At 63.1% G+C, this 15,028-nt stretch carries 13 protein-coding genes; 8 read left to right on the top strand and 5 right to left on the bottom strand.

Annotated features, from left to right (window positions below; genetic code table 11):
* Positions 1-87: 87 nt before the first annotated feature.
* From KSAC_RS05970 to KSAC_RS05935, 8 genes are all read left to right on the top strand, one after another.
* The gene (locus tag KSAC_RS05970; RefSeq protein WP_102323214.1) at positions 88-546 is read left to right on the top strand and encodes a GatB/YqeY domain-containing protein; all 459 of its coding nucleotides are present in this window, start codon (positions 88-90) and stop codon (positions 544-546) included.
* 22 nt (positions 547-568) lie between these two features.
* The gene (gene dnaG / locus KSAC_RS05965; protein ID WP_132304709.1) at positions 569-2,368 is read left to right on the top strand and encodes a DNA primase; all 1,800 of its coding nucleotides are present in this window, start codon (positions 569-571) and stop codon (positions 2,366-2,368) included.
* A 217-nt stretch (positions 2,369-2,585) separates the two neighbouring features.
* Entirely contained in the window at positions 2,586-4,568 is a 1,983-nt protein-coding gene (gene rpoD / locus KSAC_RS05960) for an RNA polymerase sigma factor RpoD (protein ID WP_132304707.1), read from the top strand.
* A complete protein-coding gene (locus tag KSAC_RS05955; protein ID WP_102323217.1) occupies positions 4,558-5,160 on the top strand; it encodes a GNAT family N-acetyltransferase in 603 nt (200 codons plus the stop codon). Before rpoD ends, KSAC_RS05955 begins: the two co-directional genes overlap by 11 nt.
* A gap of 166 nt (positions 5,161-5,326) precedes the next feature.
* Positions 5,327-5,803, top strand: a complete 477-nt coding sequence (gene rpsF / locus KSAC_RS05950) for a 30S ribosomal protein S6 (RefSeq protein ID WP_102323218.1) — start codon at positions 5,327-5,329, stop codon at positions 5,801-5,803.
* Between the two features lie 6 nt (positions 5,804-5,809).
* Positions 5,810-6,085, top strand: coding sequence for a 30S ribosomal protein S18 (rpsR, locus tag KSAC_RS05945; protein WP_007399693.1), 276 nt, complete (start codon positions 5,810-5,812; stop codon positions 6,083-6,085).
* A 13-nt stretch (positions 6,086-6,098) separates the two neighbouring features.
* Complete coding sequence (gene rplI / locus KSAC_RS05940) at positions 6,099-6,689, top strand: 50S ribosomal protein L9 (RefSeq protein WP_102323219.1); 591 nt, start codon at positions 6,099-6,101, stop codon at positions 6,687-6,689.
* A 132-nt stretch (positions 6,690-6,821) separates the two neighbouring features.
* On the top strand, positions 6,822-8,096 hold the full coding sequence (locus KSAC_RS05935; protein ID WP_132304705.1) for an SAM-dependent methyltransferase: 1,275 nt from the start codon (positions 6,822-6,824) through the stop codon (positions 8,094-8,096).
* Here KSAC_RS05935 and rsmA read toward each other — a convergent pair.
* Genes rsmA through lptF form a run of 5 tightly spaced genes read right to left on the bottom strand, consistent with a single transcriptional unit; the run spans position 8,066 to position 14,996 of the window.
* Complete coding sequence (gene rsmA / locus KSAC_RS05930; protein WP_132304703.1) at positions 8,066-8,917, bottom strand: 16S rRNA (adenine(1518)-N(6)/adenine(1519)-N(6))-dimethyltransferase RsmA; 852 nt, start codon at positions 8,915-8,917, stop codon at positions 8,066-8,068. The genes KSAC_RS05935 and rsmA overlap by 31 nt on opposite strands.
* Positions 8,918-8,925: 8 nt before the next feature.
* Positions 8,926-10,323 carry a peptidylprolyl isomerase gene (locus KSAC_RS05925; protein ID WP_371207249.1) on the bottom strand — a complete coding sequence of 466 codons (1,398 nt, stop codon included), beginning with the start codon at positions 10,321-10,323 and terminating at the stop codon, positions 8,926-8,928.
* Positions 10,324-10,327: 4 nt separating this feature from the next.
* Positions 10,328-12,718 carry an LPS-assembly protein LptD gene (locus KSAC_RS05920; protein WP_132304701.1) on the bottom strand — a complete coding sequence of 797 codons (2,391 nt, stop codon included), beginning with the start codon at positions 12,716-12,718 and terminating at the stop codon, positions 10,328-10,330.
* Positions 12,718-13,833: an LPS export ABC transporter permease LptG gene (gene lptG, locus KSAC_RS05915; RefSeq protein WP_102323224.1), complete on the bottom strand. Its 1,116-nt coding sequence runs from the start codon at positions 13,831-13,833 to the stop codon at positions 12,718-12,720. The genes KSAC_RS05920 and lptG overlap by 1 nt, the downstream gene beginning before the upstream one ends.
* Positions 13,830-14,996, bottom strand: a complete 1,167-nt coding sequence (gene lptF, locus KSAC_RS05910; protein WP_102323225.1) for an LPS export ABC transporter permease LptF — start codon at positions 14,994-14,996, stop codon at positions 13,830-13,832. The genes lptG and lptF overlap by 4 nt, the downstream gene beginning before the upstream one ends.
* Positions 14,997-15,028: the final 32 nt, after the last annotated feature.

Raw genomic sequence — 15,028 nt, 5'->3', positions numbered from 1 at the left:
ATATCGCCGCAACAGGACGGTGGGAAAATTATTCCCGGCGCCAGAGGGGGCATTTCGCCCTTCCGCCGGGCAGAGGAGTTGACAGTCATGTCCCTGCGCGCACGTTTCAAGGATGACCTGAAAACAGCCATGAAGGCAGGCCAGAGCGGAAAGGTCGGCACGATCCGCATGATCACCGCGAAGCTGAAGGATGTCGATATCGCGGGACGCGCCAAGGGGGATGACGAGGTCAGCGACGACGCCGTGATTTCCATGCTGCGTGGCATGGTCAAGTCGCGGACGGAGTCGGCGGCGCTGTACATCAAGGGTGGCCGCCCCGAACTGGCGGAAAAGGAAGAGGCGGAAATCGCCATCATCCGTGAATACCTGCCCGCCGATCTGGATGACGCCACGATCGAGGCCGCGGTGCGTGAGGCCATCGGTCGCACGGACGCCACCTCCATGAAGGATATGGGCAAGGTCATGGCGGCGCTGAAGGAACAGTTTGGCGCGGCCCTTGATCCGTCGCGCGCAAGTGCTGTCGTGCGCGCGCAGCTTTCGGCCTGATCGACGGCGAAAGGTAAGCCGGATGGCGCTTGACCCCGCATTCCTTGATGAACTGCGTGCCCGCACGCCCATCGCCCCGGTTATCGGACGACGGACGAAGCTGGTGCGTTCGGGGAAATACTGGAAGGCATGCTGCCCCTTCCATGGGGAAAAGACGCCATCATTCTATATCTATGATGACCATTACCACTGCTTCGGCTGTCAGGCGCATGGTGATGTCATCACCTTCGTCATGCAGAGCGAAGGCCGCTCCTTCCCCGAGGCGGTGGAAGAACTGGCCACGGCGGCGGGCATGGAAATGCCCCAGCCCGACCGCGCCCGGCAGCAGCAGGCCGAACGTGCCCGCACGCTGGGCGATGTGCTTGAAGCCGTGCAGCAGTCATGGCAGCGCAGGCTGTACCTGGCCGAAGGGCGGGAAGGGCTGGCCTATCTGCATGATCGCGGGCTGAGCGATGAAACCATCGCCGCCTTCGGACTGGGCTGGTCGGGGGAAGGGCGCGGCGCGCTGGTGGCGGAAATGGCGGCGCTGGACATAACGCCCGCCATGCTGCGCGATGCCGGTGTGATGCGGGCCGATGAAAGCGGCACGCCACAGCGTGAACTGTTCTTCAACCGCGTCACCTTTCCCATCCGCGACCGGCGCGGCAGGCTGGTTTCCTTCGGTGGGCGCATTCTGGGCGACGGGCAGCCCAAATACCTCAATGGTCCCGAAACGGCGATTTTTTCCAAGCGGCGGGTACTGTTCGGCCTGGATCGTGCTCGCGGCGCCGTGCGGGGTACCGGCGCGCAGGCCGACCTGCTGGTGGTTGAGGGCTACATGGATGTCATCGCGCTGCATCAGGCCGGATTCGGCGGTGCGGTCGCCTCGCTGGGCACAGCCCTGACGGCGGAACAGCTTGAGGCGCTGTGGCAGGTCGCACCGGCGCCGGTGCTGTGTTTCGATGGTGACGCGGCAGGCCAGCGCGCGGCGGTGAAGGCTGCGGAAACGGCGCTGCCCCTGCTGAACGTGGATCGCACGCTGCGCTTCTGCGTCCTGCCTGAAAAGGAAGACCCGGACAGCCTTGTCCGCCGCCACGGCCCCGCCGCGATGGCCGCCCTTGTCGACGGTGCGCGCCCGATGGGACAGGTGCTGTTCGGCCTGCTGAGCGAGGGCGTGCGCAATCCCGGTCCCGAACAGCGCGCGGCATTGCGGCGCAGGCTGGTGGAAGTCGCGGCACTGATTCCTGACAAGGCGCTGGCATCGGAATACCGCTCCACCCTGCTGGACAGTTTTTTCGAGACCTTCCGCCGCTCCGGGGCGCGTGGCGGGGGCAGGCCGGCGCCGGTGGCGACCGCGCCTGTGGCTGCGGTGGATGCCGACCTGCAGCGCCAGTGCATCCTCAGTGCGATCATCCTTGAGCAGCCTGCCATACTGGATGAGGTACAGGACGCCTACTGCCGCCTTGAACTGCCCGCCGATCTGGCCGCGCTGCGCGAGGAACTGCTGGATATGTATGATGCCCGGGGCGAACTGCCATCCCCCGATGAACTGGCCGCCTGCCTTTCGCGCACCGGGCTGGATGAAGTCTGCGCGCGTGTCCATACAACACGCGGGCGGCGTACGCGCGGACAGGATGATGGCGATATTTTTGCATCCGACCCGCGGCGTGAATGGTGGCATTTCTACGCGCTGCTCAACGTCGAACGCTTTGCCGCCGAAGTCCGCGCCGATACCGAACGCATGTGCGCGGGCAATCTGGATGAAGCCGCGTGGCAGAGCCTGCGCACCCGCCTGCTGGCGCTGGACAGCCTGCGTCGCGGTGGGAACGAGGCGGATGAGTAGAATGGAAAATTGCCCGTTTGCATCAAATGCACCGGGCGTGCCCTTGACTTCGGCCATGTTATCGACCACCTGCACCAGACAAATGCAGATGAAAACGGTATAATTGGCCCTGTCCTGTCCTCCGGCATATGCGGTGGGCGGGAAAGGAGCGGCCAACCTCGCGCAGGCTGGGTTGGCGCGCGCGTAAACGGATTTGCTGGGTGGGGATTGATCGGGCATGGCGACAAAGACAGCCACGGGTACGGACACGGCTTCGGGGGATCAGGACAACGATACGACCCTGCTGGACACCCGGTCCGGCGCCGTCAAGAAACTGATCGCCCGCGGCAAGGAACGCGGTTACATCACGTTTGATGAACTGAACGCCGTCCTGCCGCAGGATCAGATGTCCTCCGAACAGATCGAGGACGTGATGGCTGCCCTGTCGGAAATGGGCATGCAGGTTGTCGAGAACGAAGACAACGACAGCGACGAGAGTGAAGCCGCCGCCCCCGCCGAAACCAAGAGCGACGACACCGCCGAGGAAGAGGAAAGCGAAAGCGGGGAAACCGCTGCCGGCAACGTCGATACCGAAAGCCTTGGCCGCACGGACGATCCCGTGCGCATGTACCTGCGTGAAATGGGTTCGGTCGAACTGCTGTCGCGTGAAGGCGAAATCGCGATCGCCAAGCGCATCGAGGCCGGTCGTGACGAAATGATCGGCGGGCTGTGCGAAAGCCCGCTGACCTTCCGCGCCATCATTTCGTGGCATGAACGGCTCAAGGCCGGTGAGATGCTGCTGCGCGACATCGTGGACCTTGAAGCCATGCAGTCCGGCGGCAACGATCCCGCCGAGTCCGCCGAAGGCGAGGACGCCTTTGCCGAAAACGAAGGCAGCGAGAACGACGAGGCCGAGGAAACCGAGGGCGAAGGTGAGGGCGAAGGTGCCGGCCTGTCGCTGTCCGCGCTGGAAGAAAAGCTGAAGCCCGAAATCCTTGAGCAGTTCAAGGAAATCGAGGCGCTGTACGAAGCCCTGCACAAGGTGCAGGCCGAACGGCTGGAAAAATTCACAGGTGGTAGCGAAATCTCCGCCGAGGACGAAAGCCGCTACGAACAGCTTCGTATGGAACTGGTGGGCAAGGTGCAGCAGGTCCACCTGCACAATGCGCGGATCGAGGTGCTGGTCGAACACCTCAAGGAAATCTTCCAGCGCCTCAACGGTCTGGAAGGGCGCATGCTGCGTCTGGCTGAAAGCACCCGCGTATCGCGCGATGACTTCCTGCTGAAATATCGTGGCCGCGAACTGGACCCCGGCTGGATGGACATGGCGTCCGCCCTGCCGGGCAAGTCGTGGAAGAACTTCATCGCCAAGCATGGCGAGACGGTGGTCCGCCTGCGTAACCAGGTGGCCGAACTGACACAGGAAACCGGCCTGCCGGTGGGTGAGTTCCGTCGCGTCTACGCCACCGTGTCGCGCGGGGAGCGGGATTCGGCGCGCGCCAAGAAGGAAATGATCGAGGCCAACCTGCGGCTGGTGATCTCGATCGCCAAGAAATACACCAATCGCGGTCTTCAGTTCCTTGACCTGATTCAGGAAGGCAATATCGGCCTGATGAAGGCGGTGGACAAATTCGAATACCGTCGTGGCTACAAGTTCTCCACCTATGCAACATGGTGGATCAGGCAGGCGATCACGCGTTCGATCGCGGATCAGGCGCGGACCATCCGTATCCCAGTCCATATGATCGAGACGATCAACAAGCTGGTCCGTACCTCGCGCCAGATGCTGCATGAGATCGGGCGCGAGCCGGCGCCGGAAGAACTGGCTGAAAAGCTGGGCATGCCGCTGGAAAAGGTGCGCAAGGTCCTCAAGATCGCCAAGGAGCCGATTTCCCTCGAAACCCCGATCGGGGATGAGGAAGACAGCCATCTTGGTGACTTCATCGAGGACAAGACGGCGGTCATCCCGCTTGACGCCGCGATCCAGACCAACCTGCGCGAAGCCACGACGCGGGTGCTGTCCTCGCTCACCCCGCGTGAGGAACGTGTGCTGCGCATGCGTTTCGGCATCGGCATGAACACCGACCATACGCTTGAGGAAGTCGGCCAGCAGTTCAACGTGACCCGTGAACGTATCCGCCAGATCGAGGCGAAGGCGCTGCGCAAGCTCAAGCACCCCAGCCGCAGCCGCAAGCTGCGGTCCTTCCTTGATGATAACTGAGGTTCCATGTCCTGCCGCCCGTGATGAACCGGGCGGCGATGGAACGCGGATCGGTGTGGATGTAACCTTCCTGTGCATGGACAGGCAGCCGCCGGGATCGCCGCCAGCCCTGCCGGATGGCTATACGATCCGTCCGGTCACGCATCCCACCGTGGGGTGGTACCGCGAAATGTACGACGCGGTGGGTCGCGATTACTGCTGGTGGCTGCGTCGCCTCATGTCGGATGCGCAGCTTGCGAACCTGCTGGCCGATCCGGGTATTGGCGTGCATGTGCTGTATGAGGGCGACAGGGTTGCCGGTTTTTGCGAACTGGACGCCCGCTACAGCCCCGATGTGAACATCGCCTATTTCGGCCTGCTGCCTGCATGGATAGGGCGCGGGGTCGGGCGGATTTTCCTGCACCAGATGATCGCGCGCGCATGGCAGGCGCATCCGGCTGCGGTCCGGGTCAATACGTGTTCGGCCGATCATCCGCGCGCACTGCCCAATTATCTTCGCGCGGGGTTCCTCAAGGTCAGGACCGTGCGCGAAATATGGGACATTCCCGATGCGCTGGGCCTGCCGCTGCCCCGGCGGCTGCGCGTGGCCTGACGGGGCGGGCGCACTTTTCCCTTGTTTATTGGCGGGGTTTGTGTTTCAAACCGCTCCTTCCCTGCCGGATGCGTGGCATCGCGTCCGGCTATACCCGTGCCCCTCGGGGCGAAATGGCGGACCGTGTCCGTCCATGCGGGGTTGAAGTGATCCGAAGGGAGTACCAATGCCGTTGTATGAAATCGTGCTGATCGCACGTAATGACGTGTCGCAGCAGCAGGTCGAAGCCATTGCTGATGGCATCGCGACCCAGGCAGAAGCGGAATCCGGTTCCGTAAAGAAGCGTGAATACTGGGGCCTGCGTACGCTGGCTTACCGTATCAAGAAGAACCGCAAGGGGCATTACATGCTTCTGGGTCTTGACGCGTCTCCTGCCGCCATCAAGGAAATCGAGCGTCAGCTCGGCCTGAACGAGGACGTCCTGCGCGTGCTCACCCTGCGTGTGGACGAGATTGACGAAGCTCCCTCCGTCATCCTGTCGCGCAAGGGCGATGAGCGTGAGCGTGGCTTCCGTGGGCCCAAGCCCGCAGGCCGGTTCGAAAGCGGGCGTCCGCGCCGCAATTTCGATGACCGCGAAGAGTTCCGCGCCCGTAACGAGCGTGAAGAGCAGCAGCGCGCCAGCGCCAGCGCTGAAGCGGAGTAAGAGCTGATGTCCGAATCTACCGAGATCAATCCCGCCGCCCGCCGCGTTGCGGTTGGTGCGCGCCGTCCGTTCTACCGTCGTCGCAAGTCCTGCCCGTTCTCCGGCCCGAACGCGCCGAAGATCGACTACAAGGACGTGCGTCTGCTGAGCCGCTTCCTGTCCGAGCGTGGCAAGATCGTTCCCAGCCGTATCACGGCCGTATCCGCCAAGAAGCAGCGTGAGCTGGCCCAGGCCATCAAGCGTGCGCGTTTCCTGGCGTTGCTGCCCTACATTGTAAGCTGAGGGAGGCAGGAACATGTCCGCAGTAGAACTCATTCTGCTCCAGCGCGTCGAGAAGCTGGGCCAGATGGGCGAGATCGTAACGGTGAAGCCGGGCTATGCCCGTAACTTCCTCCTGCCCCAGGGCAAGGCGATCCGCGCCAACGCACATAACCGCGAGCGTTTCGAGCGTGAGCGCGTGCAGCTTGAGGCGCAGAACCTCAAGAACCGCGAGGAGGCCGAGCGCCTGTCCGAGCGTATGCACGGCCTGTCCGTCATCCTGATCCGTCAGGCTGGCGACAGCGGCAGCCTGTATGGCTCCGTCACCACCCGTGACATCGCAGAAGCCGCGACGAAGGCTGGTCTGACCATCACCCGTAACCAGGTGATCCTGCCCGAGCCGATCAAGCAGCTTGGCCTGTATGACGTGCGCGTCGCCCTGCACCCGGAAGTGGCGATGCAGGTGACCGTGAACGTCGCGCGTTCCGAAGAAGAAGCGGAACGTCAGGCACGCGGTGAGGAAATCGGCGTCGAGCGCGACGACGAACCGGCACTGGTCGAAGAAGACACGCTGACCGAAGGCGGGGTTTCGGAAGAAACCGCCGTTGAGGAAGCGCCGGCTGAATAACTGATCCGTTCCGGCGCCCTGCAAGGGGTGTCGGATCTGGTTGCGAAAGCCCGGAAGAGGAAACTCTTCCGGGCTTTTGTCGTTTTCGGGACGTGTGCGGTCCGCCCGTACGGACAGGCGGGGAGAAAGCCGATGGCGTCTGTATTGCTGGACCGGGCCTTTGCGCATTTCATCACGGTTGGGCGGCTGGATGTGTATTATCCCGGTGGCGACAGGCGGGTCTATACGGGTCAGCCCGGCCCCCATGCAGCCATGTGGATTGCCGATCCCGCTACCTGCCGCGCCCTGCTGCTGGACCCCGCGCTGAAGGTTGGGGAAGCCTATATGGCCGGTCACCTGCGTCCGGTGGACTGTTCGCTGTACGAACTGCTGCATGTGCTCATGCTCAACGTGATGCGGCGCAGCCCGGCGGGAGAACGTTTTTTCTCCTCGCTGCGCTACATGGCGCGCAAATGGCTGCAGAACAACACCCTGCGGCGCGCGCGGCGTAACGTCGCCCACCATTATGATCTGGACAGCAGGCTGTACCGATTGTTCCTTGATGAGGACATGCAGTATTCCTGTGGCTATTTTCCCACCGGCTATGAAACGCTGGCACAGGCGCAGGCCGCCAAGAAACACCACCTTGCAGCCAAGCTGCACCTGACACGACCGGGCATGAGCGTACTGGATGTGGGCTGCGGCTGGGGTGGAATGGCGCTTACGCTGGGGCGTGACTATGGCGCGCAGGTGACGGGCATCACCCTGTCGGTGGAACAGTTGCACATTGCACGCCGCCGCGCGCGTGAGGCCGGGCTGGATGACCGGGTGCGTTTTGAACTGCTGGATTATCGTGCGGTCAGGCGTCAGTACGACCGCATCATTTCCATCGGCATGTTCGAGCATGTCGGCGTCGCGCATTATGGTTCATTTTTTTCCACCATGCGCCAGGCCCTCAAACCCCGTGGTGTGATGGTGCTGCATTCCATCGGGCGGGTGGAGGGGCCAAATGTGACCAACCCATGGATAGATCGCTACATTTTCCCCGGCGGGTATTCCCCTGCGGTAAGCGAGGCGGTCGGGGCGGTTGAACGCGCGGGGCTATGGCTGACGGATTGTGAGATATGGCGGCTGCATTATGCCCGCACCATCGCCCACTGGCGCAGCCGTTTCGCCGCGCAGCGTGCCGCCATTGCACAGATGTATGATGAACGGTTCTGCCGGATGTTCGAATTCTACCTGTGCGTATCCGAACTCGCCTTCCGCGTGCAGGGGCATCTCAATTTCCAGTTGCAGCTAACGCGGGAGATTGATGCCGTGCCTCTGGCGCGGGATTACATGCTGGGTCACGAACCGGTGGAGCAGCAGGTTTCCTGCCCCGTAATGGAGCCGGTATCCTATGCCGGGGCGGCAGTCCTGCGGGCATGAAGGCGCGCCAGCCTATCAAATTCCGTAATATCCAGTGTTTCCGCCCGGCGGCTGCCATCAATGCCTGCTTCAGTCAGCAGGGCTTCGCCCCCGACTGATTTCAGCGCCCCGCGCAGCATCTTGCGCCGCTGGCCAAAGGCCGCCGCCGTAATCTGTTCCATCGCGCGGAACAGGGTGGCGTCAGGCTGCTGTGCATGGGGGATCAGGCCCACTACGGCGGAATGGACCTTGGGTGGCGGTGAAAACGCACCGGGCGGGATATGCATAAGCATCCCGCAACGGCAGGTCCATTGCGCCAGAACGCCCAGCCGCCCGTAATGGTCGGAACCGGGGGTTGCGCAGATGCGCTCCGCCACTTCCTGCTGGAACATGAGCGTCAGGCGCGACCATGCGCTGGCCTGCCGCAGCCAGCCAACCAGAAGCGGCGTGCCGACATTATAGGGCAGGTTGGCAATGATCTGGCGTGGCGCGGGGCATAGCGTGGTCAGGTCACGGCGCATGGCGTCGGCTTCGACCACCTGCAGGCGGTCCGGCATAAGGGCCGCCAGTTCCGTAATGATTGCCACGGCGCGGGTATCGACTTCCACCGCCGTAATGGTGGCGGCATCCGAGTCCAGCAGCGCGCGGGTCAGGCCACCGGGGCCGGGTCCCACCTCAACGATATGCTGTCCCGCCAGATCCCCCGCCAGGGACGTGATCCGCGCCGTAATGGCCGGGTCCAGCAGAAAGTGCTGGCCCAGCGCCTTGCGTGCATCCAGTCCGTGCCGCGCGATCGTCTGGCGCAGCGGCTCAAGGCCCTTCAGCCCTTCCGATACAGTCATGTCCGCGTTCAGGACTTGGAGCGCATATCGATGATCGCGCGGCGCTGGAGGTCACGATTGAGCTGGCGTGATGTCTGTTCCACACGTTCGTTCAGCAGGTGGTCGGCGATTTCGCTGGGGGTCTGGATGGCGATGTTGCGTTCCTCACGTTTGCATACCATCAGCACGGCGATGCCATCTTCCGACACCAGCGGCTGGCTGGGCTGGCCGACGGGCAGGGGCTCAAGCACTTCACGCATGCGTGGATTGAGGCGGTTGAGCAGCAGTTCCCCCGGATCGGAAGGATGCTTTTCACCCAGCTTCTTGTTCTGGGCTTCCACCTGATCGCAGTTCTTGGCGTTGGCCACAAAGGCGTTGGCCGAATCCAGCATGCTTTTCTGCTGGTCTGTCGGGTTTTCCGGGTCAAGCGGGCTTTCGAAGGGGAAGAAAGCCTGACGCATGGACAGGATTGTCGCCATCTGGTGACCCACCGTGCGGCGTTCGGCAATGGTGGCGATGACGTAGCCGCCCGCCACGCGGATGGCGTTGGAAATCGCGCCATCGGGCATCTGGCGTGCCACGGCCACGACCTGCGGGTCCAGCCCGTCTTCCTGCGTCCAGCCCATCATGCCGCCTTCCAGCGCGCTCTGCCCCTGCGAAAACTGGGCGGCGACGATGGGGAACGGCGCGCCTTCACGCAGTTCCTGAATGATGGTTTCGGTGAATTTCAGTTCGTTTTCGGTGTGGCGTGGATCGTCAACGGGAATGAATATCTCGCTGATCATGTATTCCGGCTTGCCGTCCTCACGCTTCAGCGCCTCGGTCCGCTGTTCGATCTCGGCTGCGGTGATGCGGCCACGTTCGCCCGTTTCCTGTCGCAGCACCTGCGACCAGCCGAGCTGCACGCGGATCTGGTCAATCAGTGTCGTCAGCGAGACGCCATCTTCCGCCAGTTTGTTGCGCAGCGCATTTTCCGGCATGCCGTTGCGCTGCTCGATCCCGGCGATGGCGTCGGCAATCTGCTTGATGGGCACGTTGATGTGGCGGTCGAGCATTTCCTGCATGCGCAGCCGTTCGTCAATCAACTGCCGCACGATCTGCGGGCGCAGGCGCTCCATCACGTCATCGCTGACATCAAGGCCGGAGGAAAGTGCGAACAGCCGCCCGCGCGTATCGACGTCACGCTTGGTCAGGACCGATCCGTTGACGGTGGCGATGATGGCGTCCTGTTCTTCCGCCGCCTGTGCCTGCTGCGCGATGGAGCGGGCGCTGCGTGCTGCCGCGGCCTGTTCATGCCCGGCCAGCGCCAGACAGGCCAGCAGGCCGGCGGTCAGCGCGCGGCCTGCACGCCTGCGTCGCGGTGCGGGGGAGGGTACGGCGCCACGGGTGGCGGGGAAGAAGGACATCCGGCTCGGTCTTTCACGCATCAGGTCAGCCATTCATACCAAATGTACCGATGGTTTTGAACGTAAGGGAGAACATTACGGTCGAATTGCTCTGTTGGCCACCAATGGTGGTGTACTGCTTGAGATACATGACATCCAGCCCGAAGCAGTCATTCTGGAACCCGGCGTCCCCACCCACCGACACGCTTTCCTTGCGCGACAGGCTGCGGCGCAGATAGGCGGCCAGATGCCAGTTCTGCCAGTTCGAGGCCGCGCCCACCGTCAGTTCGCTGACCGGTGTGTAATAAACGGCAGGCGGCGTGTTGGCGTAGGACCGCTGGGCATAATAGTAATAGGACGTCACCGGTTCATACAGATAGCCACCCGTCACGCGGAAATGGCGGAAACCCGTGCTGCCCAGCGCATCGGCGAAATCCACCTTCCCGGCGTATGGATCAAGCCGCATCTTGCCGTCGAAATCGAAAAACTGGTTGGGCACGACATGCGTGCCCATCACCAGATCCGACAGGTGATGGCTCAGGCCGGAATAGGGAATGCGGTCATGTTCGACATGTTCCTGAAAGCTTTCGCCAATCAGCATGTCGATCTGGTGGCCATTCCATGTCCAGTTGTTGTGCAGCCCGATATTGGCGCGCAGCCCCCCGTCCAGCCGGTCGGTGCCCGGATAGCGGTTGATGGAGAACAGGGTCGAATCCGTGAATTCGTAGGTCAGGCTGTCCTCGTTGGGAATATTGCGCGAAGAACTGTTCCCCGTATTGGGCGCGGCAAGGATCTGCACGATCGGCTCCAGTATCTGGGTGCCGGTATTATGGTTGAAACTGCGCAGGAAGGGCCAGTTCATTTTCAGCCCGACCGTGGGCAGTACCTGTCCTTCGACCTGCGCGCGGGTGGCGGCGGCGTAATTGGGCTGCTGGTAAAGCGACGTGGCGCGGTGGATCGCGGATTCCACATGCAGCGTCAGGTTCCAGATCTGCCCCAGCGAGTTGTGGAAGGGCCGGTCCCAGTTAAGCGAAAGCTGCCCGCGCTGATCCGACGTGCCATTGTCACGATAGACATAAAAATCGGTCGTATCGAGGCTGAACCGCCCGCCCCATGCGTCCGGCCTGCCAAAATAGCTGTAGGTGTAGCGCGGCAGGACCCATGGCAGGTCCTGATTGTGGATGATGCCCTGATTCAGGCCCTGATAGCCTTCGGCGTCGATGCGGGAATACGATCCGGTGCCGAAGCCTTCAAGATAGACATTGGAATTGAGCGTATCCTGCCCGTAGCCGCTTACGCGGTAGTCGCGCATGTAGTTGGGCGAACTGGCCCAGCGGATGTTCGCCCCCGCGCGCCATGTCTTGTTGATGGATACCTGTCCACTGCCGAAGAAGTAGCCCTGCACGCCATGGTTGTCGTTGCTGTCGACCGTCTGGCCGAAGGTGTTGACGTAATCAATGTCGTGATGCGTGTCATAGGCGATGCCGGCATTGATGTTGACGCGCGCATTGCGGAAATAGCGGCGGTAGACCGAACTGAGTTCAGGCCCCGTGCGGGTGGAGAACAGCCCTTCCAGCGTGATGTCCGACTGTTTGTCCAGCACCCAGTAATAGGGAATGGTGACATACGTGCCCAGGTAGCGGTTATGCGGCGTGAATCCCGGTGTCAGGAAGCCGCTCTGCCGCCGGACGGACGGATCGGTCATGGAGAAGGTGGGCAGGTAGAACACCGGCACGCCGAAGAAATCGACAAACGCATCGCGGAATTCCAGCCGCTTGTGCTGCATGTCATGCGTGGCGTCATAAGCGCGTAGCTGCCAGAACGGCGCGCGTTCGGGATGGCGGGCGCACACTTCGCATGCGGTATAGACCACGCGGGTCAGGTCGCTGAGCTTGCCGCCGGTGCGGCGCACCCCGTTGGCCGCCAGCCGGGCGTTATCGAACATCTGGGCATACATGCGCGTCATGATCCCGTCGCGCATGCCGTTGCTCAGTTCCGCGTAATCGGTGAACAGCACGGTTCCGTCCGGCTCGACCATCGCCACGTTGCCGCGTGCGGAGGCCACGCCGGTATTGCGGTCATATATGACCTTGTCCGCCCGCATGATCTGATCGTTCTGCCAGATCTGGACATTGCCGGTCCATGTGGCGATGCCGTTGCGGCTGTCATACGACACATGATCGGCCTGAAAGGTCATCGGGTCGCTATTGGATACCGTGCCGGAAAAACTGACCGGGGCCTGTGGCTGGCTTTTGGGGGCATGGATGGGCTGGGTGCGCTTGGGCGCGTCCGCACGGGCCGGGTTGCCCGTGGCCAGCCCGGATACGATCCCGCCCAGCATCGTCGCCGCAAGCAAAAACCCGCGCGGGAACCGCCGCATGGCGGCGATGGGCCGCCGGGTAAACGGCGCGCGCGGGGAAGGGGCGGGACGGGACATTAACCGTCCTCTAGATGAAGAAGTAGCGTGACCGCAAGACAAAGCCCCGCCCCCGTTGGTGCCCAGGCGGCGAGAAGGGGGGGAAGTGCGCCCGTTTCACCAAACTGCGCCGCGATCTTGGATATGGCGAACAGCGCGAAACCGGCCGCCACGCCAAAGCTTATCATGCGCACGACCCCGCCGCGCCGCGCGGGCCGCATGGAAAATCCCGCCGCGACCAGCGCCATGGTACCCGACAGTACGGGCAGCGTCAGCAGGGTCTGGAAATGCAGCCGGTGGCGGATGGTGGAAAAGCCCGAACGCTCAAGCTGGCGGATGAAACCCGGCAGCGCCCAGACGGACAGTGTATCAGGCGAGGCAAAGCTTTCCTCAACCCCCGCCAGCGTCAGGTCGGCGGGCAGCGTCATGTGGCCCATGTCCTGCGGCATTTCATCGGGGCGGAGCTGGCGCGTGGAATCCAGTATCCACCGGCCGCGGCCCAGATAGCCGCTTTCGGCCTCCAGCCGGGTCAGCAGGCTGTCATCAGGCCCCATGCGAAAGACCGTGACGCCGCCAAGGTGCAGCACGCCGCCGTGCAGCTTGACGCGTCGGGCGTGAATGATGTCCACGCCATGGTCCACCAGCCCGTTATCGCCCTGGCGCAGCCATAGCGTGCCACCGCTCAGGTTCAGGGACTTGCCGTTATTGTCGCGCAGGTACTGCCGGTCCAGCGCTTCCGCCCGCCGGTACATGACGGATGACAGGGGCGAGATGCAGGTGGTGGCCGTCGCCCCGATCAGGACCGCGCAGATGACGGGCCCCGCCAGGAACTGCCATGCCGAAATCCCCGCCGCCCGCGCCACGACCAGTTCCGATGTGCGCGCCAGCCGCCAGAAGCAGATGATCCCGCCCAGCAGCACGCCGAAGGGCAGGATTTCAAGGCAGGCGAAAGGCACATGCAGGAAGGCGATCTCACTGACCAGCGACGTGGGCACGTTGGGTCGCGTCGAAACCCGGCGCAGCAGGTCGATGAAATCGAACATCGTTATCAGCGCGGTCAGGAAGGCGATCACCGCGAGCGTGGCGAAAGTGAACTGCCGCGCGATATAGAACGAGAGGGTGAAGGCGGGTTTCATGCGCGCGGGCCACGCACGGCCCGGGCAGTCGGGCGGTCCGAACGGAATTCCGGCACGAACAGGATGGCCGCGCAGACCAGCCCCGGACCCAGCGTGCAGATCCACATGAGCGGCATGAGCTGCAGGTTGCGCGAGGCGAGGTTCTGCACCAGCAGCGTCAGCGCCTGCACCGCCACGACCCCGAGGATGGCCAGCACAGGGCGCAGGATGCTGGCCTGCCGGGAATAATTGCCGCCCATGGCGCCCACCAGCCCGATCATGGCGAAGGAAAAGGCGCAGAACGGCGTGCTGAGCCTGCGCCAGGCTTCGATGAACATCTTGCTTTCGTCACGTCGGGAATACAGGCGCATGTCGGGATGAAGTAGTTCCGCAATCGAAAGTTCATTGGCGTCCGGCTGGCGCGTATGCGACCCGTGCGGACTGGACAGGTCTATGGTGTTGCGCGCGAAGGTCAGCACGTTCAGCCGCCCGGTATGGCTGTCGATTTCCTGCCTTGATCCGTTGAACAGCACCACGCGGGGCTGATCGCCGGTGACGAGCAGGTTGCCGTCTTCCGCAAGGATCGTCGCTTCCGCTCCCGGCGTGCGGTCATCTTCCACCATGATGCCATGCAGCGTGCCGTCCTTGTCGCGTGCGCGTATATAGACGGTCATGTTGTCCGATACCTGCGTGAATACCCCATCCTGTATCAGGAAGGCGGCCATGCGGTTGCGTATCTGGAATTCGTACTGGCGGAAGGCATGGTACGAAACCGGCACGATCCATATGTTCAGGATCAGGCACAGCCCCGTGGCAATGCTGGCGCACAGCAGTCCCGGCCGCGCCATCATGACGGGGGACAGCCCCGCCGCCTGCATGACGGTCAGTTCCCGGTCGGTGCCCAGGCGCTGGTAGATGAACTGCACCACCACGAAGGTCGTGATCGGCAGGATGACCGCGACGAAGGACGGAATAAGCAGGCTGGTCAGTTCAAGGAACACGCGCAGCGAAAGCCCGCGCCCCACCACCAGCGATACGAAATGCAGCGACTGCGTCAGCCAGATCAGCACCGCCAGCGCGCCCGTGCTGGCCACCAGCGCCAGCAGGAGCTGACGCAGTACGTAGCGGTCCAGAATCGACAGGCGCAGCGCAAGGCGGTCGGGAACGGGGCGGGCGACAGGCATGCCCCTGTCTAGCCCCGTTCCCGCCGGGGCAA

This window comes from Komagataeibacter saccharivorans, from assembly GCF_004348195.1.
In the GTDB taxonomy this organism is placed as follows: Bacteria; Pseudomonadota; Alphaproteobacteria; order Acetobacterales; family Acetobacteraceae; genus Komagataeibacter; species Komagataeibacter saccharivorans.
The sequence above is the reverse complement of the archived record's forward strand: the minus strand, read 5'-3'. Positions and strand labels throughout refer to the sequence as shown.